Annotated in this window: 19 protein-coding genes, 1 tRNA gene and 1 pseudogene; 8 read left to right on the top strand and 13 right to left on the bottom strand. The window is 58.5% G+C overall.

The window, feature by feature from the left end; genetic code table 11:
* Positions 1-30: 30 nt before the first annotated feature.
* From hscB to trmJ, 7 genes and pseudogenes are all read right to left on the bottom strand, one after another.
* Positions 31-551 (bottom strand): annotated as a pseudogene (hscB, locus tag LRS56_00740) (co-chaperone HscB).
* An 8-nt stretch (positions 552-559) separates the two neighbouring features.
* On the bottom strand, positions 560-883 hold the full coding sequence (gene iscA / locus LRS56_00735) for an iron-sulfur cluster assembly protein IscA (GenBank protein WDU63153.1): 324 nt from the start codon (positions 881-883) through the stop codon (positions 560-562).
* A 28-nt stretch (positions 884-911) separates the two neighbouring features.
* Complete coding sequence (gene iscU / locus LRS56_00730; protein ID WDU63152.1) at positions 912-1,298, bottom strand: Fe-S cluster assembly scaffold IscU; 387 nt, start codon at positions 1,296-1,298, stop codon at positions 912-914.
* A gap of 99 nt (positions 1,299-1,397) precedes the next feature.
* Positions 1,398-2,612 (bottom strand): IscS subfamily cysteine desulfurase, encoded by a 1,215-nt coding sequence (locus LRS56_00725; protein WDU63151.1) that lies wholly within the window; start codon positions 2,610-2,612, stop codon positions 1,398-1,400.
* A gap of 50 nt (positions 2,613-2,662) precedes the next feature.
* Positions 2,663-3,154, bottom strand: coding sequence for a Fe-S cluster assembly transcriptional regulator IscR (iscR, locus tag LRS56_00720; protein ID WDU63150.1), 492 nt, complete (start codon positions 3,152-3,154; stop codon positions 2,663-2,665).
* Positions 3,155-3,455: 301 nt separating this feature from the next.
* Positions 3,456-4,241, bottom strand: a complete 786-nt coding sequence (gene cysE, locus LRS56_00715; protein ID WDU63149.1) for a serine O-acetyltransferase — start codon at positions 4,239-4,241, stop codon at positions 3,456-3,458.
* Positions 4,242-4,243: 2 nt separating this feature from the next.
* Positions 4,244-5,014: a tRNA (cytosine(32)/uridine(32)-2'-O)-methyltransferase TrmJ gene (gene trmJ, locus LRS56_00710; protein ID WDU63148.1), complete on the bottom strand. Its 771-nt coding sequence runs from the start codon at positions 5,012-5,014 to the stop codon at positions 4,244-4,246.
* 145 nt (positions 5,015-5,159) lie between these two features.
* Here trmJ and suhB point away from each other — a divergent pair, with 145 nt between their 5' ends.
* Positions 5,160-5,975 (top strand): inositol-phosphate phosphatase, encoded by an 816-nt coding sequence (gene suhB, locus LRS56_00705; protein WDU63147.1) that lies wholly within the window; start codon positions 5,160-5,162, stop codon positions 5,973-5,975.
* 205 nt (positions 5,976-6,180) lie between these two features.
* Here suhB and LRS56_00700 read toward each other — a convergent pair whose 3' ends face one another.
* The 6 genes from LRS56_00700 to queA form a co-directional block, all read right to left on the bottom strand.
* Complete coding sequence (locus tag LRS56_00700; protein ID WDU63146.1) at positions 6,181-6,723, bottom strand: glycine zipper 2TM domain-containing protein; 543 nt, start codon at positions 6,721-6,723, stop codon at positions 6,181-6,183.
* Positions 6,724-6,846: 123 nt separating this feature from the next.
* Complete coding sequence (gene secF / locus LRS56_00695; GenBank protein WDU63145.1) at positions 6,847-7,761, bottom strand: protein translocase subunit SecF; 915 nt, start codon at positions 7,759-7,761, stop codon at positions 6,847-6,849.
* 9 nt (positions 7,762-7,770) lie between these two features.
* Positions 7,771-9,639, bottom strand: a complete 1,869-nt coding sequence (secD, locus tag LRS56_00690) for a protein translocase subunit SecD (protein WDU63144.1) — start codon at positions 9,637-9,639, stop codon at positions 7,771-7,773.
* 62 nt (positions 9,640-9,701) lie between these two features.
* Positions 9,702-10,040: a preprotein translocase subunit YajC gene (gene yajC / locus LRS56_00685; protein WDU63143.1), complete on the bottom strand. Its 339-nt coding sequence runs from the start codon at positions 10,038-10,040 to the stop codon at positions 9,702-9,704.
* Complete coding sequence (gene tgt / locus LRS56_00680; GenBank protein WDU65666.1) at positions 10,041-11,198, bottom strand: tRNA guanosine(34) transglycosylase Tgt; 1,158 nt, start codon at positions 11,196-11,198, stop codon at positions 10,041-10,043. It lies immediately after the preceding gene.
* Between the two features lie 5 nt (positions 11,199-11,203).
* A complete protein-coding gene (gene queA, locus LRS56_00675; GenBank protein ID WDU63142.1) occupies positions 11,204-12,253 on the bottom strand; it encodes a tRNA preQ1(34) S-adenosylmethionine ribosyltransferase-isomerase QueA in 1,050 nt (349 codons plus the stop codon).
* Positions 12,254-12,361: 108 nt separating this feature from the next.
* On the opposite strand from queA, the gene LRS56_00670 reads away from it, so the two are divergent.
* From LRS56_00670 to LRS56_00640, 7 genes are all read left to right on the top strand, one after another.
* Positions 12,362-12,446: transfer RNA gene (locus tag LRS56_00670), tRNA-Leu, on the top strand.
* 163 nt (positions 12,447-12,609) lie between these two features.
* Complete coding sequence (locus LRS56_00665; protein WDU63141.1) at positions 12,610-13,938, top strand: integrase arm-type DNA-binding domain-containing protein; 1,329 nt, start codon at positions 12,610-12,612, stop codon at positions 13,936-13,938.
* A 987-nt stretch (positions 13,939-14,925) separates the two neighbouring features.
* Positions 14,926-15,906: an integrase domain-containing protein gene (locus LRS56_00660; GenBank protein WDU63140.1), complete on the top strand. Its 981-nt coding sequence runs from the start codon at positions 14,926-14,928 to the stop codon at positions 15,904-15,906.
* Positions 15,903-16,226, top strand: a complete 324-nt coding sequence (locus LRS56_00655; GenBank protein WDU63139.1) for a hypothetical protein — start codon at positions 15,903-15,905, stop codon at positions 16,224-16,226. The genes LRS56_00660 and LRS56_00655 overlap by 4 nt, the downstream gene beginning before the upstream one ends.
* A 171-nt stretch (positions 16,227-16,397) precedes the next feature.
* Positions 16,398-16,904, top strand: a complete 507-nt coding sequence (locus LRS56_00650; protein ID WDU63138.1) for a sigma-70 family RNA polymerase sigma factor — start codon at positions 16,398-16,400, stop codon at positions 16,902-16,904.
* Entirely contained in the window at positions 16,901-17,863 is a 963-nt protein-coding gene (locus LRS56_00645; GenBank protein ID WDU63137.1) for a FecR domain-containing protein, read from the top strand. The genes LRS56_00650 and LRS56_00645 overlap by 4 nt, the downstream gene beginning before the upstream one ends.
* Before the next feature lie 97 nt (positions 17,864-17,960).
* A complete protein-coding gene (locus LRS56_00640; GenBank protein ID WDU63136.1) occupies positions 17,961-20,384 on the top strand; it encodes a TonB-dependent siderophore receptor in 2,424 nt (807 codons plus the stop codon).
* The last annotated feature ends 426 nt before the right edge of the window (positions 20,385-20,810 follow it).

Below are 20,810 nucleotides of genomic sequence, written 5' to 3'. Positions count from 1 at the left end.
TCAGGCGCGCATCACGGGCAGCACACTGGGTTAATCGTCGAGGCGCTCTTCTAGCTGGCGCACTTCGTAGGTGAGCTTGTCGAGGAACTGCATGCGCCGCATCAGGCGTTCAGCCTGCTCACGTTGCGCTGCATCATCCCAACAAGCCGCGAAGCTTTCGTTCAGCTCATCCTGGGCCACTTTCAGACGACGCTTGAAGACCGCGACACCCGCCACATCGGCTTCGTCCTGCAAGTCTTCGAGTTCTTCGCGCCACTGCATCTGCTGCATCAGGAAGTCCGGATCGTGAACCGTAACTTCCAGGGGCAACTCGCCACCGTTCATCGCGAGCAGGTAGCGCGCGCGTTTCGGGGGCTTTTGAGCGTCTGATAGGCTTCGTTGAGGCTGGCCGATTGCTCCAGGGCCAGGCGTTGCTCACGCTCGGAAGCGTCAGCGAAGCGGTCCGGATGCACCCCACGCGCCAACTCTCGGTAGCGCGTGGCAAGCTGCTCGAGGTCCAGCCGAAAACTCGGCTGCAGCTCGAATAAAGCGAAATGACAAGGAGTACCCACGAATAGCCTCAGATGTTGAAGCTTTCGCCGCAGCCACATTCACCGCGTACGTTGGGGTTGTTGAACTTGAAGCCTTCGTTCAACCCTTCCTTGACGAAATCGAGTTCGGTGCCGTCCAGATAGGTCAGGCTTTTAGGGTCGATGATCACTTTTTCGCCGTGACTCTCGAACACCTGGTCTTCCGCAACCACCTCGTCGACAAACTCCAGCACGTAGGCAAGGCCGGAACAGCCCGTGGTGCGAACACCCAGACGAATCCCCTCACCTTTACCGCGCCCATTCAGGGAGCGGCGAATGTGCTGCGCAGCCGCTTCTGTCATGCTGATAGCCATCGTTGACTCCTTACTCGTCGCCAAATGCTTAGATCAAGCCTTTCTTCTGCTTGTAGTCGCGAACAGCCGCCTTGATGGCGTCTTCAGCGAGTACCGAGCAGTGGATTTTCACTGGCGGCAGGGCCAGTTCTTCGGCCAGCTGGGTGTTGCTGATGGTGACAGCCTCATCCAGGGTCTTGCCTTTCATCCATTCGGTCGCCAGGGAGCTGGAGGCGATAGCCGAACCGCAGCCGTAGGTCTTGAACTTGGCGTCTTCGATAACGCCAGCGTCGTTGACCTTGATCTGCAGGCGCATCACATCGCCGCACGCCGGGGCGCCGACCATGCCGGTGCCGACATCAGGGTCTTCCGCGTTCATCTTGCCGACGTTGCGCGGGTTTTCGTAGTGGTCGATGACCTTTTCGCTGTAAGCCATGGTACTGAATCCTCACTCATCAGGGCCGCTCTGGAACCCTGTAAAAACGCCTGCGTTTTCCGCCACGTTCCTACAGAGCTTGGGTGGCGGCTTCTATATTTAGTGTGCCGCCCACTCGATCTTGGAAATGTCGACGCCGTCCTTGTACATGTCCCACAGCGGGGACAGAACGCGGAGCTTGTTGACGGCCTCGCAGACTTTCTGCGCGGCGTAGTCGACTTGTTCTTCGGTGGTGAAGCGGCCGAACGTAAAGCGGATCGAGCTGTGTGCCAGTTCGTCATTGCGGCCCAGGGCGCGCAACACATACGAAGGCTCAAGGGACGCCGAGGTGCAGGCCGAACCGGACGAAACCGCCAGGTCCTTGAGCGCCATGATCAGCGACTCGCCTTCGACATAGTTGAAGCTCAAATTCAGGTTGTGCGGTACACGGGCGGTCATGCTGCCGTTGATGTACAGCTCTTCAAGGTTCTCGACCTGCTTGTAGAAGCGATCACTCAGGGCCTTGATGCGCACATTTTCGGCAGCCATGTCTTCTTTGGCTACACGGAAGGCTTCGCCCATGCCGACGATCTGGTGGGTCGCCAGGGTGCCGGAACGCATGCCGCGCTCGTGACCGCCACCGTGCATGGTGGCTTCGATGCGCACGCGAGGCTTGCGACTTACGTACAGCGCGCCGATGCCTTTAGGGCCGTAGGTTTTGTGGGCAGAGAACGACATCAGGTCGACTTTCAGCTTCGACAGGTCGATGTCGACCTTGCCGGTGGACTGAGCCGCGTCGACGTGCAGCAGGATGCCCTTGGAACGGGTCAGCTCGCCGATGGCCGCGATGTCGTTGATAGTACCGATTTCGTTGTTCACGTGGATCACGGAAACCAGGATGGTGTCTTCACGCAGCGCGGCTTCGATCATCGCCGGGGTAACGATACCGTCGGTGGTCGGCTCAAGGTAAGTCACCTCGAAACCTTCACGCTCCAGTTGGCGCATGGTGTCGAGGACAGCCTTGTGCTCAATCTTGGTGGTGATCAGGTGCTTGCCTTTGGTCGCGTAGAAATGCGCCGCGCCCTTGATTGCCAGGTTGTCGGATTCGGTGGCACCGGAGGTCCAGACGATTTCACGCGGGTCTGCACCCACCAGGTCAGCAACCTGACGACGAGCGTTCTCGACCGCTTCCTCGGCTTTCCAGCCGAATACGTGGGAACGGGAGGCCGGGTTGCCGAAGTTTCCGTCAACCAGCAGGCATTCGCTCATCTTTTGCGCGACACGCGGATCAACCGGGGTGGTCGCTGAGTAATCAAGGTAAATCGGCAATTTCATGGACTTTCTCCTAAATCAGGCTGGCTGGCGTGCCGTTAGCTCTGCGGCTGTCACTCGACGGCGGACGCTTCGATCTTGTCCAGACGCGGCGCCTTGGTGTTGCAACGGCGCTGGTCCTGACGCTGGGCTACTTCTTGTACCTCACGGCGAGTCACAAGATCAGCCAAGCTGATACCACTCAAAAACTCATGGATCTGCAGGCTCAAGTCACACCACAAGTGGTGCGTCAGGCAGGTGTCGCCGGCGTGGCAGTCACCCAAACCCTGGCACTTCGTGGCATCGACGGATTCGTTCACTGCGTCGATGACCTGGGCTACCTGGATGCCCTGCATATCGCGGGACAACTGATAGCCGCCACCCGGCCCACGTACGCTGGAAACCAGATTGCTACGACGCAATTTGGCGAACAGCTGCTCGAGGTAGGACAGGGAAATGCCTTGGCGCTCGGAGATATCGGCCAGGGACACCGGCCCAGTTTGCGCGTGCAAGGCCAGGTCAAGCATGGCGGTCACCGCGTATCGGCCTTTTGTAGTCAGTCTCATGGACAAGTACCAAGGTGTTTCAGAATGGGGGCAAGTATGCGATTCCCGAGTATTTAAGTCAACTATAAGACCTAGTACTTTAGTCAGGATTACCCGTAAAAAGGGCGCGCGAATCATAGCAGGGTGGGGGTGGGATCGAACAGCGGGAACACGGCCAACCCTTAATCTCAAGACCAATGGAGATCAAATGTGGGAGCTGGCTTGCCTGCGATAGCGGTGGATCAGCAGCTCAAGGGGTGGCTGGCAGACTGCTATCGCAGGCAAGCCAGCTCCCACAGGAGATTTTTATAGGCCTTAAGATCTAGCCGGCTTTCGTGGCGGCGGTTTCGTCCTTGATCTCGGCGAAATCTTCTTCACGCAACTCTGGCAGTTCTTTGGCACAGTAAGGGCTGCCGAGATCCTTCAGTGCACCGCACATACCGTCCAGCTTGCCATCCACCGCTTGCAGGTGATCGAGCAACTGGCCGATGGCTCGGGCCACCGGGTCGGGCATGTCTTCACTGACACCATAGGCATCAAAACCGATTTTCTCGGCCATGGCCTTGCGCTTGGCTTCTTGCTCGTCACCAACTTCCGGCTTGACGATGATTCGGCCAGGGATACCCACAACCGTTGCACCAGGTGGCACAGCCTTGGTCACCACCGCATTGGAGCCAACCTTGGCTCCCGCGCCAACGGTGAACGGGCCAAGCACCTTGGCGCCCGCCCCCACCACCACGCCATTTTCCAAAGTCGGGTGGCGCTTGCCTTTATTCCAGCTGGTACCGCCCAGAGTCACGCCCTGATACAGCGTCACGTCATCACCAATCTCAGCGGTCTCGCCAATCACGATGCCCATGCCATGGTCGATAAAGAAGCGACGCCCCACTTTCGCGCCCGGATGAATCTCAATCCCGGTCAACCAACGACCAAAGTTCGACACCAGCCGCGCCAGCCACTTCCAGCCCATGCCCCACAAGGCGCCGGACAGGCGGTGGATCCAGATCGCATGCATGCCCGGGTAGCAGGTCAACACCTCAAAGGCATTGCGCGCCGCCGGATCACGGTGGAAAACACTCTGGATATCTTCTCGCAAACGCTCGAACATTTTTAATCCTTCCGCTTAAGAAGCTCGCCACGGGCCGCTTTCTGGGTTTCCGTGAGGATGCCACGCAATATATTCATTTCCGCTCGGCTCACCGAGCTGCGCCCGTACAGGCGGCGCAGGCGCGCCATCAAGTGCCGTGGCTTTTCAGGATCGAGGAATTCGATGGCGACCAGGGTTTGCTCCAGGTGCTCATAGAATCGCTCCAACTCGTCCATGGTGGCCAACTCGCCACTTTTGGTCGATGCCACCTCATCCTTCTCGACCTTGCTCGGCTGACCTTCAGCCGCCAGCCAGGCCATGCGCACTTCGTAACTCAACACCTGCACCGCTGCCCCGAGGTTCAGCGAACTGAACTCAGGGTCTGATGGAATGTGCACGTGATAATGACATCGCTGCAGCTCGTCATTGGTCAGGCCGGAGTCTTCACGGCCAAATACCAAGGCGATCTCGGCGCCGCCGGCCGCCTCCTCCACCACTTTGGTCCCGCACTCACGCGGGTCCAGCAATGGCCAGGGGATACGCCGGTCGCGGGCGCTGGTGCCGAGCACCAGGTTGCAGCCGACCAAGGCGTCTTCCAGAGTGGCGACGACCTGGGCTTTTTCAAGGATGTCATTGGCGCCGGATGCGCGAGCATCGGCCTCGTGGTGCGGGAACACACGCGGCTCGACCAGCACCAGGCGCGTCAGCCCCATGTTTTTCATGGCTCGCGCCACCCCACCGATATTGCCGGGATGACTGGTATTGACCAAGACGACACGAATGTTTTGCAGCAAGGGAGGCGCTCTCGGACACGGGAAAGGGGAGCAAATCTTACAGAACAGCCTAAGGTTATGCCATGAAAGCTAACGTCGTCCTTCACCTGAAGAAAGTTTCTGCTAGAATGCCCGGCTTTCTTTAACAACCTTAGGTGACACATCCATGCAGCCCATGCTGAATATCGCGCTGCGCGCCGCCCGCAGCGCCAGTGAATTGATCTTCCGCTCCATCGAGCGCCTGGATACCATCAAGGTCGACGAAAAAGACGCCAAGGATTATGTGTCCGAGGTGGATCGCGCCGCCGAACAGAAAATCATCGACGCTCTGCGCAAGGCCTACCCTACCCACGGCATCCTCGGTGAAGAAACCGGCCTGCACAAAGGCAGCGGCGAAGGCGAAGACTACCTGTGGATCATCGACCCACTGGATGGCACCACCAACTTCCTGCGCGGCATCCCGCACTTTGCCGTGAGCATCGCGTGCAAATACCGTGGCCGCCTGGAGCACGCCGTTGTTCTGGACCCAGTCCGCCAGGAAGAATTCACCGCCAGCCGTGGCCGTGGCGCCCAGTTGAATGGTCGCCGCCTGCGCGTCAGCGGTCGCACCAGCCTGGACGGCGCCCTGCTGGGCACCGGCTTCCCGTTCCGTGACGACCAGATGGACAACCTGGAAAACTACCTGGGCATGTTCCGCGCCCTGGTTGGCCAGACTGCCGGCATCCGTCGCGCTGGCGCTGCGAGCCTGGACTTGGCTTATGTGGCTGCCGGTCGTTTTGATGCATTCTGGGAGTCGGGCCTGTCCGAGTGGGACATGGCTGCAGGCGCCCTGCTGATCCAAGAAGCCGGCGGCCTGGTGAGCGACTTCACCGGTGGTCACGACTTCCTTGAGAAAGGCCACGTGGTTGCCGGCAACACCAAATGCTTCAAGGCAGTGCTGACGGCGATCCAGCCGCACCTGCCGGCCTCGCTGAAGCGCTAAGCGAGCAGCCACAAAAAAGCACCCCTAGGGGTGCTTTTTTTATGCTTGGGATTTGAGGCAGACAGCGACGCCAGCAACAAAACAAATTAAATGTGGGAGCGGGCTTGCTCGCGAAGACAGTGTGTCAGTCGCCGAATACACTGGCTGCCACACCGCCTTCGCGAGCAAGCCCGCTCCCACATTTTGAATTGCATAAGGCTCAGAATTACTGCTGGTTCTGACCCAGAACCAGACGCCCTTCCTTGTCGACCGGAATCTGGCCGCCTGGGTCACGGTCCATCCGCACCGAACCTTCCTTGCCATCCAGGGTGTAACGCACGTCATAGCCGACAACCTTGTCACTGATGTCGTTAACGGTGTTACAGCGAGTCTGGGTCGTGGTGTAGGTATCGCGGTTCTGCATACCTTCCTGAACCTTGTTACCCGCATAACCACCACCAACTGCACCGGCCACGGTGGCCAGCTTCTTGCCATTACCGCCACCCACCTGGTTGCCCAACAGGCCACCAGCCAGCGCACCGACCACCGTACCGACGATCTGATGCTGATCCTGCACCGGCTTCTGCCGGGTTACGGCGACGTCCTTGCAGACCTCGCGTGGGGTTTTGATCTGGGTTTTTACCGGCTGCACCGCCAGCACTTGCGCATACTCAGGGCCGCTTTTTACCAGGCTGTAGGTGGCGACAGCACCCCCGGCAGTCACACCGACAGCACCCAATACCGCACCAACCAGTAACGACTTGTTCACGTTGAACCTCCTGACCATCACAAACGGACCGAACGATCCGCGCTATACCCAGCCTTGGAGCAAAAAAAAGGCACGAGTTCAATACTCGTGCCTTCTTTGTAACAGCAGATCAACAAGCGCCCATCAAGGACGGTCGTCGACCTCCTTGCCAGTAGCAGCAGGAGGGATCAGGTCTTCGCTGTTGAGGTTCAGCCAGATCAGCACCACGTTGGCGATGTAGATCGACGAGTAGGTACCCGCCAGAACGCCGATGAACAGCGCCAGGGAGAAGCCCCACAGGTTGTCGCCACCGAAGATCATCAGTGCCGCGATCGCCAGCAAGGTGGAAATCGACGTCGCCATGGTCCGCAGCAGGGTCTGGGTGGTGGAGACGTTGATGTTCTCGATCAGCGACGCCTTGCGCAGCACACGGAAGTTCTCACGAACCCGGTCGAATACCACAATGGTGTCGTTCAGCGAGTAACCAATGATCGCCAGCACCGCGGCCAGTACGGTCAGGTCGAAAGTGATCTGGAAGTACGCAAGGATACCCACGGTCACGATCACGTCGTGGATCAGCGACACAATGGCGCCGACGCCGAACTTCCACTGAAAGCGGAAAGCCAGGTAGATCATGATGCCGACCAGCGCCATCAGCATGCCGAGGCCGCCCTGGTCGCGCAGTTCTTCACCGACTTGCGGGCCCACGAACTCGACGCGCTTGACCGACGCCGGGTTGTCGCCGCCGACCTTCTGCAAGGCTTCGGCTACCTGGTGACCCAGTTGCGGGTCTTCGCCAGGCATACGCACCAGCAGGTCGGTGGTAGCACCGAAGCTCTGCACGATGGCTTCGTGATAGCCGGCCTTGACCAGCTCGCTGCGCACCAGGGTAACGTCGGCCGGCTTCTCGTAGGTCAGCTCGATGAGCGTACCGCCGGTGAAGTCCAGACCGTAGTTCAGGCCCTTATGGAACCAGCTGAACAACGCCAGAACGGTAAGGAGCACAGTGACGCCGAACGCAACGTTGCGAACGCCCATGAAGTTGATTGTACGTAACATGGCAGCCCCTTAAATCCACAACTTCTTGAAGTCACGCCCGCCAAAGATCAGGTTGACCATTGCGCGGGTCACCATGATGGCCGTGAACATCGAGGTAAAGATACCGAGGGACATGGTCACCGCAAAACCTTTGACCGGGCCGGTGCCCATGGCAAAGAGAATCCCGCCGACCAGCAAAGTGGTCAGGTTGGAGTCGAGAATCGCGGTAAATGCCCGGCCGAAGCCTTCGTTGATTGCACGCTGTACGGTCATGCCCGCCGCGATCTCTTCACGAATCCGCGAGAAGATCAGTACGTTGGCGTCCACCGCCATACCCATGGTGAGTACGATACCGGCGATACCCGGCAGGGTCAGCGTAGCGCCCAGCAGCGACATCAGGGCCAGCAGCATCACCATGTTGCCCGCCAGGGCCACGGTGGCGATGATACCGAAAAAGCGGTAGATGGCGATGATGAACAGCGACACGAACAGCATGCCCCACAAGGCCGCATCGATACCCTTGGTGATGTTGTCGGCACCCAGGCTCGGGCCGATGGTACGTTCTTCAGCGAAGTACATCGGCGCCGCCAGGCCACCGGCACGCAGCAGCAGCGCCAGTTCGGACGATTCGCCCTGGCCGTTCAGGCCGGTGATGCGGAATTGAGCACCCAGCGGCGACTGGATGGTCGCCAGGCTGATGATCTTCTTCTCTTCCTTGAAGGTCTGCACCGGCACGTCTTTCTCGACGCCGTTGACGATCTGCTTGGTGTAGGTGGTAACAGGGCGTTGCTCGATGAAGATCACCGCCATGCTGCGACCGACGTTGCTGCGCGTGGCGCGGCTCATCAGTTCGCCGCCGTGGCCATCCAGACGGATGTTCACTTCAGGCGTGCCGTGCTCGCCGAAACCGGCCTTGGCGTCAGTCACCTGGTCACCGGTGATGATCAAGCCACGCTCGATCAACGCTGGAGGACGGTTGCCTTCGCGGAACTCGAACTCTTCGGCAGTGGCACGCGATGCACCCGGCTCAGCCGCCAGACGGAATTCCAGGTTGGCGGTTTTACCCAGGATACGCTTGGCTTCAGCAGTGTCCTGCACACCCGGCAGCTCAACCACGATGCGGTTGGCGCCCTGACGCTGAACGATCGGCTCAGCGACACCCAGCTCGTTGACGCGGTTACGTACCGTGGTCAAGTTCTGCTTGATGGAGTATTCGCGGATTTCCGCCAGCTTGGCCGGGGTCATCGCCAGACGCAGTACAGGCTGGCCGTTCAGGTCGGCCGGTACGATGTCGAAATCGTTGAAGTTCTTGCGCACCAGCGCACGGGCTTGTTCGCGGGTAGCCTCATCAGAGAAACCCAGCTGGATGGCACCGTTGAGCTGCGGCAGGCTGCGATAACGCAACTTCTCTTTACGCAGCAGGCTCTTCACGTCGCCTTCGTAGACTTTCAGGCGGGCGTCGAGGGCTTTGTCCATGTCGACTTCCAGCAGGAAGTGCACGCCACCGGACAAGTCCAGACCCAGCTTCATCGGGTGCGCGCCAATGCTGCGCAGCCATTTTGGCGTGGTCTGTGCCAGGTTGAGCGCGACAACGTAGTCGTCACCCATGGCCTTGCGCACAACATCCTTGGCCGGCAACTGGTCTTCTGCCTTGGTCAGGCGCAACAAGCCGCCCTTCGCATCAGCCGCCAACGTTGCCGCTTTGACCTGGATGCCCGCGTCGGTGAGCGCTTTGCTCGCGCGTTCCAGGTCAGCCTGATTGACTTGCAGCGAAGTGCTGGCGCCAGTGATCTGGATCGCAGGGTCATCAGGATAAAGATTGGGAGCGGAATAAATAAAACCGATCGCCAGCACCGCCAGGATCAGTACGTATTTCCACAGAGGGTATTTGTTCAGCATCACGCCGCCCGCTTATAACGCGGGGCGCCTTGCGCGCCCCGTCGATTGGTAAAGGTTGTTACTCAGATCGCTTTGAGCGTGCCTTTAGGCAGCGTGGCGGCGATGGCGCCCTTCTGGAACTTCATTTCTACGGTGTCGGAGACTTCCAGAACCACGAAAGCATCGGAAACCTTGGTGATCTTGCCGGCGATACCGCCAGTGGTCACAACTTCGTCACCTTTCTGCAGGCTGCCCAGCAGGTTTTTCTGCTCTTTGGCGCGCTTGGCCTGTGGACGCCAGATCATCAGGTAGAAGATGACCAGGAAGCCGACCAGGAAAATCCACTCGAAACCACCGCCCATAGGACCGGCAGCGGCAGGCGCAGCGGCATCAGCCATGGCGTTAGAGATAAAAAAGCTCATTTAGCACTCCAGTTGCAAATAGTGAATCTTAGGGTCGGAAAACTCAGTCCAAGGGCGGCACAGGAGCCCGCGCTTGGCATAGAAGGCATCGACGAAGGCGGCCAATGTACCCTGTTGAATAGCCTCGCGCAAACCAGCCATCAGGACTTGGTAGTGACGCAAATTGTGGATGGTATTCAACATGCTACCCAGCATTTCCCCGCATTTGTCCAGATGGTGCAGATAAGCACGGGAGAAGTTCTGGCAGGTGTAGCAGTCACAGGTAGGATCCAGCGGCGAATCATCATGGCGATGGAACGCGTTACGGATCTTCAGCACGCCTGTATCGATGAACAGATGCCCATTGCGGGCATTACGGGTTGGCATCACGCAATCGAACATGTCCACACCGCGGCGCACACCCTCTACGAGATCTTCCGGTTTGCCAACGCCCATAAGGTAACGAGGTTTGTCAGCCGGCATCAGGCCCGGCAGGTAGTCCAGCACCTTGATCATCTCGTGCTTGGGCTCGCCCACCGACAGACCGCCGATGGCCAGGCCGTCAAAGCCGATCTTGTCCAAGCCTTCCAGCGAGCGTTTACGCAGGCTTTCATGCATCCCGCCCTGAACGATCCCGAACAGCGCGGCGGTGTTGTCGCCATGCGCGTTCTTCGAGCGCTGGGCCCAACGCAACGACAGCTCCATGGAGATACGCGCCACGTCTTCGTCCGCCGGGTATGGCGTGCACTCGTCAAAAATCATCACGATGTCGGAGCCCAGGTCGCGCTGCACCTGCATCGACTCTTCCGGGCCCATGAACACCTTGGAACCGTCCACCGGCGAGGCGAAGGTCACGCCCTCCTCCTTGATCTTGCGCATGGCGCCCAGGCTGAACACCTGGAAACCACCCGAGTCGGTCAGGATAGGGCCTTGCCACTTCATGAAGTCATGCAGGTCGCCATGCTTCTTGATCACTTCCGTGCCTGGGCGCAGCCACAGGTGGAAGGTGTTGCCGAGAATGATCTCGGCGCCGGTGGCGACGATGTCACGCGGCAGCATGCCTTTGACGGTGCCGTAAGTGCCCACAGGCATGAACGCCGGGGTCTCGACGGTACCGCGTGGGAAGGTCAAACGGCCGCGGCGAGCTTTACCATCCGTGGCCAGCAATTCAAACGACATACGACTCATGATTGTTCCTCTGGGCCGCGTGGCGCCGGGTTACGGGTGATAAACATCGCATCACCGTAGCTGAAAAAACGGTACCCATTATCGATGGCGGCTTGATAAGCGGCCATGGTCTCGGGATAACCGGCAAATGCCGACACCAGCATCAACAGCGTGGATTCCGGCAAATGGAAGTTGGTGACCAGGCAATCGACCACATGGAACGGCCGGCCCGGGTAGATAAAGATATCGGTGTCGCCACTGAACGGCTTGAGGACGCCATCACGCGCCGCGCTTTCCAGCGAGCGCACGCTGGTAGTGCCCACGGCAACCACCCGCCCGCCGCGTGCCTTGCACGCTTGAACCGCGTCCACGACGTCCTGGCTGACTTCCAGCCATTCGCTGTGCATATGGTGATCTTCGATGTTATCCACACGCACCGGCTGAAACGTGCCGGCCCCCACGTGCAGGGTCACATAGGCCGTTTCGACGCCCTTGGCGCAAATCGCATCCAGCAGCGGCTGGTCGAAATGCAGCCCGGCAGTCGGCGCGGCCACGGCGCCCAGGCGCTGCGAGTACACCGTCTGATAGCGCTCGCGGTCCGAGTCTTCGTCGGGGCGGTCTATATAAGGAGGCAACGGCATATGGCCGACGCGCTCCAACAGCGGCAACACCTCTTCGGCGAACTTGAGTTCGAACAACGCGTCATGGCGCGCCACCATCTCGGCTTCGCCACCGCCATCGATCAAAATGTTCGACCCCGGTTTCGGCGACTTGCTGGAGCGCACATGAGCCAGCACACGATGGCTGTCCAGCACCCGCTCCACCAGAATTTCCAGCTTGCCGCCGGACGCTTTCTGGCCAAACAGCCGCGCCGGAATCACCCGGGTATTGTTGAACACCATCAGATCGCCTGGGCGCAAATGCTCAAGCAAATCAGTAAATTGACGGTGTGCGAGGGCACCGCTGAGCCCGTCCAGGGTCAGCAGTCGACTGGCGCGACGCTCGGCCAAAGGGTGGCGAGCGATCAGCGAATCAGGGAGCTCAAAAGTAAAGTCAGCAACGCGCATGATGGGGTTCGTCTAGCAGGGCCGGGAAGTCTAGCGGAAATAGTCAAAATTGACCATGAAACGTGATTGACCAACGGTAATCTCATCTCTATACTTCGCCGCCATTGAGCCCTGATGGCGGAATTGGTAGACGCGGCGGATTCAAAATCCGTTTTCGAAAGGAGTGGGAGTTCGAGTCTCCCTCGGGGCACCATTTGCAGTACATAGACGACTACCAGCGTCTACGCACCCACCCTAGAGCCCGCTAGCTGCGGGCTTTTTGGTCTCTGGGGTTCCACCCCCATCTCTTGCAAGCCAACCTCTTTTTGGTACATTTTCTGTACATATTCCAGTTCGAGAACCGGAGGTGTACAGCGATGCCATTGACCGTCTTGCAAATCAAAGCATCCAAGCCTGCCGACAGACCGTTCACGTTGAGTGATAGTTCGGGTCTTGCCTTGCTGGTGAAACCCAACGGCAGCAAGTATTGGCACTTCCGGTATACCTATCAGGGGCGGGCGGCGCGCATGTCACTGGGCGTGTATCCGTATATCTCCTTGCAGGAAGCCCGTGAACGAGCTGCAGAATGCCGCAACCTACTCAAGCAAGGCACCAACCCCGGCGCCAAACGCCGCGATGACAAACTGCGACAGCAGGAGGCCGGGCTCAACACCTTCAGGCGAGCCGCGGAGTACTGGTACCAATTCAAATCGGACTCCGGCCGCAGCAGAGCGACGCTGAAGAAGATCCGCGACTATCTCGATAAGGATCTACTGCCCGCTCTCGGCGAGAAGCAACTGGAGCTCATCACGCGAAGCGACTGCGCAAGACTGCAGGCCTGCATCGAAAAACGAGGCGCCTTTAATGTTGCGGACAAGACCCGGACCTGGCTGAAACAGATTTTCAGTCAAGCCATTGCACGCGGCCTGTGCGAACACAATCCAGCATCCGAACTTCATGCCATTGCGATAGCGCCACCGCCCACTCAACACTACCCACATCTGCACGAACACGAACTACCTGAGTTTCTCCAGGCCTTAAGCAAGACCACCAGCCGGCTACCAGCGAGGATTGCATCATGGATGACAATTCTGACAGCGAGCCGCCCCGGCATGGTTCGCTACGCAAAATGGGAGGAAATCGATTTTGAGGAAGGGATATGGATCATCCCGGCCGCCCGCATGAAGATGCGCAGAGACTACGTCAGCCCTCTACCTCATCAGTTGATCGCCATGCTTACCAAACTGAACCAAAGCACTGGCCGCAGTAGGTATCTATTCCCAGGCAATGGTGAAAAGCAGCCAGTCATCAGTGAAAACACGATCAACCTAGTGTTCGCCAAGATCGGCTATAAAGGACGACTCGTCAGCCATGGCACTCGTCATACCGCAAGCACGCTGCTGCGCGAACATGGCTGGCTGAAAGACCATGTCGAAAGCCAGCTGGCTCACGTCGAGGGCGGCATCTCTGGCGAGTACAATCAAGCCCTATACCTACCGCAACGTCGGATCATGATGCAGTGGTATGCAGACTATCTCGACGCCCTCAAAGAAGGCATTACAGCCAACCTTCGCGATCAATTTGATACTCGCGTTAATCAGTTCCTCGCACGCCCTTCTGCACCGCCTCTAATAGCATCTCATGCACCCAAAGATGATCACCTCCAAAAGTTGCCTATCGAGACTGACTCAACGGAGACTCAGTGATCACGTGACGCCTCACCAATTCAACCCGGGCGACGACAACATCGTCGCCTTGCAAAACTACCGTGGCGTATTCCAGCACTGGTAAGTCGGTGAGATATCCACAGCCCAGCCTTCCACGCGGGTCCATCCAAGCAGGGCTGCAAAGCCGCCCTGCTTGGATGGACCTCACTTAAAAAATCTAAAGCCAATGCAACTGTCTGTGGAAAACCACAGATTTCCACCGGTGGATAATTTCATCCACCGCCGCAGATCTCCGGAAAATTCGAGCCTTGACCCGAATTATCCACAAGCGTAGAAAAGATCGGGCAAAGCGCTGTCGTTGACAGCAACCCAGGTAGCCAGAACCTTTAAGGCTACGCCACACAGAGGTGGTTCTCCCAAAGTGCGATTAGCGTCCGGCGGCTCGCACGGTCACAGCGATGTGATGGATGCCTACTTTACCAGTATGCCCAATGCGGCAACTCATCCCCTTTCATAGCTGCCCTGCAGCAACCTATCCGCTTGGCCATTTCTTGCGCCAACCTGCGCCCGTCTCTTTCTTCCGGAAAGAGACGGGCGCTCCTACCGCTGCTGCAGCCCAACTCGTAAAAGGCTTTGCGGCATTCCCCCTCGTGACAATCGGCGTGACAAACACCGAAGTCACCAGCAACAGCGATGCAGATGATGGTGCCGCAGCCCAAGGAACGGACTGCACCTGACTGACAGTCAGGCATGCCCCGGTCATCGCTTCACTGCCTTCACCCGACTCAGGATCTCGCGGCGCAGGTCTCGTCAGCCAGTGCAGCCTCCACCCGCCCACTTCTTCGGAAGTGTTCAGGAGGCCAGATCATGAGATGCCCAAGCTCCCGGACGTAAGGAGCCGCCAGTCCCGCGTTAATGGACAAACCTCACAGGTCGCAGGGGCCTTGATCCCTGATAACACTCAACATTCGTGGCGGGGTGACGTGGGGGAGGTTTTGAAGGTTTGGCTTCGAGAGGAATATGGTCATGGGATTAGTAGCTAGACGGGATGGGCGCAATTTTGGCTATGGCCGGCAACTGAGCTATGCAGGACCGCAGGCACTGAAAGACCTGTTTGGCGGCGGGCATTACGGCACGGTCAAGGCGCACAGTGATCGGTGGCAAGCGTTTGTACGCTGGTGTCGGTCGGAGGATGGACCAGGGCTTAACGATGCGCGGCGGATTGATCGGCAGACTTTGTTGGACTACGCCGGGCACTTGCGTCAAAAAGTTGAGTTGGGTGAGCTAGCCATCGCCACAGCGCAAAACCGGTTGTCCAGCGTCAACCGGACCATGGCCGCGCTTCGCGGTGATCAATATGTGAAAGTACCGAGCCCGAGCAAGGCGTTAGGAATGCGGCGGACCACCGTTCGCACAACCGCTCCCCAAGGCCAAGATCGTGAGCAAGTTATGCGCATCGTCGAAGCACTTCACGAACACCAAATGCCGCGCGCGGCGGCTATCGCTCAGTTGGCGCGAGCCACCGGCATGCGCTTACGCGAGGCGATTTTGGCCGACCTACCGCGTTTAAAACGTGAGGCCGAAAGCTTCGGCAAGATCAACATCCAGGATGGCACCAAAGGTGGCCGTTCAGGCGCGTTGGCACCTCGCTGGATCACTGTGGATGATCACATCCGTGACGCGCTGAGGTTTGCCCAAAAGGTCTCGCCCGACGATAGCCGCAACCTGCTTGCACCGAACGAACGCTACCTCGATTTCTTGCAGGGAATCGTCGGCCCCGCACGGGACATCCTCCATAAGAACAACCTCAAAGGCTTCCATGAATTGCGGGCAGCCTATGCATGCGAACGTTACGAGCAAATCACCCATCATCCCGCGCCTATCAACGGTGGCCATTGCTATCAGCTCAACCGACACCTCGATCAGGAGGCCCAAGCACAAATCAGCTATGAGCTGGGGCACGGCCGTATCGGCGTGGTATCGGCTTACATTGGTGGTCGAGCATGAAAACGGCATTCGATATGGAGCTTTTCCTGACGGGCGTCTTGACCGGGTCACACACCACACGCCAACGCCACCTGCGTCAGGCGAAGACTATCCAAACAGCGATCGCTGAGCGCTGGCAATGCGACAATCCATGGACTTGGCAGAGAAAACACCTTGTATGGTTTTTGAATCACCATCTAAACCAGCGCACTGAATCGACGCGCTATTACTATTTGCTGACCATGCAATTACTCACTCATCGTCTAGGAAAATCCTGGCAGTTCACCCCCAAGCGAAGGTCAGAAGACGGCCAGGAGCGGACATTTTGCAGCGACCGATAGAGTTGGAGGGATAACATTCTCGCGTTCGAATAAACCCGGCCAGGGTAATTCAAAGGCATTCAGGAATATTGGCGGAGAATTCCACCACATCAAACATGTATAAACACTGTACAACCACCCGCTCGATCAATAGGATGAGAAGTATTATCATTCGTGCAGTGCGAGCCTTACATGCAGGATGCCAGCCCAACATCGTCCGTCGAACAGTTGTACGAGAATCATCACGGCTGGCTACGGTGCTGGCTGAACCGGCGGTTGGGGCACAGTGCCGACGCCGAGGATTTGGCCCACGACACGTTCATCCGCGTGCTGCGCGCCCCTCAGCAGGTGCGAGAGTTGCGTCAGCCCATGGCGTTTCTAGCGGCGATTGCCAATGGACTGCTGGTCAATCGCTGGCGCCGTCAGGAGATTGAGCGGGCTTATCTTGCAGCGTTGGCTGCTCGGCCCGAGGGGGTGGAATCGTCACCCGAGGACCGGTATCTGGTGATCGAAACCTTGTTGCAACTTGACTCGCTGCTGATTGGCCTCTCCGAGCGCATACGGCAGATTTTCTTCATGTCTCAGCTCGACGACCTCACGTATCCGCAGATCGCTGCGCAGTTGGGGCTGACCGTGGCTCAAGTGCAACGAGCCATGGGCAAGGCATTCAGTGTTTGCTATGCGAGCCGTTTCGAATGAGGGCAGAGATTAGTCCGCAGGTGCGCGATATCGCCATTGATTGGCTTGTCAGGATGCAGTCCGGGCTTACGAGTGCGCCTGATCTGGACGCATTGCAGCGTTGGCGCGAGGCGAGCAATGAGCATGAACAGGCTTGGCAACGTGTCGCCAGCTTGCTGCTGTTGCAACAGCCTGGAGCGAATCTTTTGCGCGATGCCACCGCGCGTAGGGCACTGGAGTCGGCCGGACCGGACATGCAGAAACGTCGGCAGGTACTCAAGCGCCTGCTGGTCCTTGGTGCGGTTGGCGGGGTTGCCTGGCAAGGCGCGGGTTCCACGCCGGTGCGCGCCGCACTGGCGAACCACCGTACAGGTACAGGCGAGCGTCACCAGTGGACGCTGGTTGATGGCAGCTCGCTGTGGCTGAACACGGCCAGTGCCGTGAACCTGGATTTCACTGATCAGGTGCGGCGCATCCAAATGATCGAGGGTGAGTTGGCCTTGCGCGTGCGGGCAGAGTCGCGCTCGCTGCAACTAATCACACCGGACGCGATCCTGCAGAGTAGCGAAGCGCATTTGCAGGTGCGCCATGATCGGCAAGGCACGCAGGTAACCGTGCTGGAAGGCCAGGTGCAGGTGCACTCACGGGGCCAACAAGCGCCATCCTCGATTGAGGCAGGATGGCAGGCACGCGTGGACCGCTTCGGGATCGGCGTGCCAAACCGCGCCGACCTGCTGGTCACCCAGGCTTGGCTGCGCGGAATTTTGCCAGCGAATCGCCTGCGCCTGGATACGCTGGTGGCCGAGCTCTCGCGTTACCGTCCCGGTATTTTGCGGTGTCATGAGCAGGTGTCAGGGTTACGCCTCACAGGCAGTTTTTCGCTGGATGACACCGATGCGGCACTGACGCTGATAGCTCGCACGCTGCCGGTGCGTATCGAGCGCATGACTCGGTATTGGGTCTCGATCGTACCGGCCTGAATTATTTTTTCGCTGCGCGATAGTTTTTTCAAACTCGCTTGGCCTATAGGGATCACCCACCCGCCAGAGGTGGGTCGTCACCCCTTAGGAGCCCCGTATGACTTCACCTTCCCGCGCCCTGCGTGCCCGTACGCTTGGGCTGTTGTTGCTCAGCGCGCAACCGCTTTGCAGCCTGCCGGTTTTCGCCGCTGGCAGTTCACAGCATTACAGCATCGACGCAGGCCCCCTGGATGCTGCGCTGTCGCGTTTTGGCGCACAGGCGGGGATTACCATGGCGGGCAGCTCGATGCTCACGGCCGGCAAGAATACCCGGGGGCTGCAAGGCGGTTTCAGTACTGAGGCCGGCCTGGCGCAGCTCTTGCTCGGCTCGGGGCTGACTTATGAGCGCCAGGACGACGGTAGCTTGCTGCTGGTACCGGGCAACAGCGACGTGCTGGAGTTGGCGCCGACCGCAATCAGTGGCACCGCGTACGACACCTCGTTGGGCAACAACGACGGCCTGGTCGCCAGCCGAACCATGAGTGCCAACAAGACCGATACGTCGATCATGGAAACGCCTCAATCGATCAGTGTGGTCACCCGTAAGCAGATCGACGCCCAGCAGCCACAAAGCATCGGGCAGGTGCTGCGCTACACGGCGGGGGTCAATGGTGAAGCCAATGGCGTCGATACCCGGCGCGACACGATCAGCATCCGTGGCTTTGACGCGACGACTGGCGGGGGTATCTACCGTGATGGCCTGCGCCAGTACAGCTTTGCCAACCAGAGCCGTGCCGTGGGTGAAGTCTATGGACTGGAGCGCGTGGAAGTACTGCGCGGGCCATCATCCGTGCTCTATGGTCAAACCTCACCGGGCGGCATGGTCAACGTGATCAGCAAGCGCCCCACCGATGAGCCGCTTCATGAACTGGTGATGCAGGCCGGCAGCTTTGATCGCAAGCAATTGGCTGCGGACTTCGGCGGCCCGCTTACCGAAGATGGCGTCCTGACTTATCGCCTCACCGGGCTGTGGCGAGAGAGTGGCACGCAAATCGACTACGCCCGTGATGACCGTCAATTCATCGCCCCGGCGATCAGTTGGCGCCCCTCGGAAGACACCTCGCTGACGGTGCTGGCGTCATTTCAAAAAGACCGCAATGTGCTGGGCTACTACGCCTTGCCACGGGTGGGCACCCTCGACAGCTCGCGTTACGGACGGATTGCCACGGATCGCTTTGTCGGCGACCCCGACTTCGACAAGTACGATGTAGAACAGTGGTCGCTGGGTTATCAGTTTGAGCATCACCTCAACGATATTTGGACATTCCGCCAAAACGCCCGTTACAGCCGCTCCTATCAGGAGCAACGCACGATTTACCAATACGGCCTGGATGACGACCAGCGCACCGTAGGCCGCTTCGGTTATCTGGGCCACGAAAAGGTGAAGAACGCGCTGCTCGATAACCATTTCCAAGCCCAGTGGAACGCCGGCCGTTTCGAACACACAACGTTGGTCGGTATCGATTTGCAACACGCCAGCACCAATCAGTTGGGGGGTGGCAACGTGGTTGATCCGCTGGATATCTATGCGCCGGTCTACCACCAGGATTACAGCGACCTGGACGCCTTTTACGACATCAACCAGCGTCGTCAGCTTGACCAGGCGGGTGTGTATCTCTCGGAACAGCTCAAATTTGACGAGCACTGGGTGTTCAACCTCGGTGGTCGTCAAGACTGGGCACGTTCGAAAACGATCCATTACGCCACCGATACGGCGGCGGACCTCAAGCAACGCGATCACGCCTTCACGTGGCGGACCGGTGTGATGTACATGGCAGACAACGGCGTGGCACCCTACGCGAGCTATTCAGAGTCGTTTTTTCCTAACATCACGGCGGTGGCGCGTGACGGCAGTGCCTTCGAACCCGAAACTGGCCGCCAGTACGAAATCGGGATCAAATTCCAGCCCAAGGGGAGTGACAGCTACGTGACTGTTTCGCTGTTCGACCTGACGCGGCAAAACGTACTGACGGCAGATCCCGGCAACAATCGTTTCTCGGTGGCGACCGGAGAGATCCAGTCGCGCGGTATCGAACTGGAAAGCAAGGCGCAACTGTCCGATGCTCTGGAGTTGATGGCCAACTACAGCTATTCACACCTTGAAATTACCCGCAGCAATACGGCCGGTGAAAAAGGCAATCAACCTGGCAATATCCCTGAACAACTGGCCTCACTGTGGTCGCAATACACCGTTCAGAGCGGTGCGCTATCGGGCTTGGCGATAGGAGGAGGGGTACGCTACGTCGGCCCGAGCTATATCGACTCGCAAAATAGCGAAGGCATCCCCCACTACATGCTGTTTGACGCCAGCCTGAGTTACGACCTTGGCAAGCTGTCTTCAGCCTATGCCGGGGCGAAACTGTCGCTCAATGCGTCCAACCTGACCGACGAAACCTATGTCTCTCAGTGCGGTTACACGGGCGACAGCTGCAAATACGGGTATCGCCGAAATGTGACCGGATCGGTGAGTTATAACTGGTAAGGCGCTGTGCTTGCTTGCGAAAATTATCGATTGGCAAGCGCCATCTTGGCGCCCGGATCGGCAAGTAAGCGCAATTGCCAGACAAAACCGCTTTCGTACTCGATATTTCAACAACGTCGGCTGATAGAGGGTGTTGACAACTGACTGCTATCGACCCTGAGCAGACATTCAAGAGCTGACGTCAGGGGGAAAGCCACTCAGCACCTCATAGGTCAACCCAGCCTCAAAATATAACGCTCTCCACTCAAGAAACCCTACTTCTGGCTCGCACAACAAGAGAACAGTGCATCCAGCCTCCCCCATTGAAATCCTTTCCACCACGGCGATATCTCCAGGAGCGGCCTCCCGAGAGTTCAACCAGTCCGTGAGTACCACCGCTGCTCGGTCAATAGTGATCAGCTTTATGATACTGCCTTTGGAAAGTGC

It is taken from the genome of Pseudomonas poae, from assembly GCA_028869255.1.
Classification (GTDB): Bacteria; Pseudomonadota; Gammaproteobacteria; order Pseudomonadales; family Pseudomonadaceae; genus Aquipseudomonas; species Aquipseudomonas poae_C.
The sequence above is the reverse complement of the archived record's forward strand: the minus strand, read 5'-3'. Positions and strand labels throughout refer to the sequence as shown.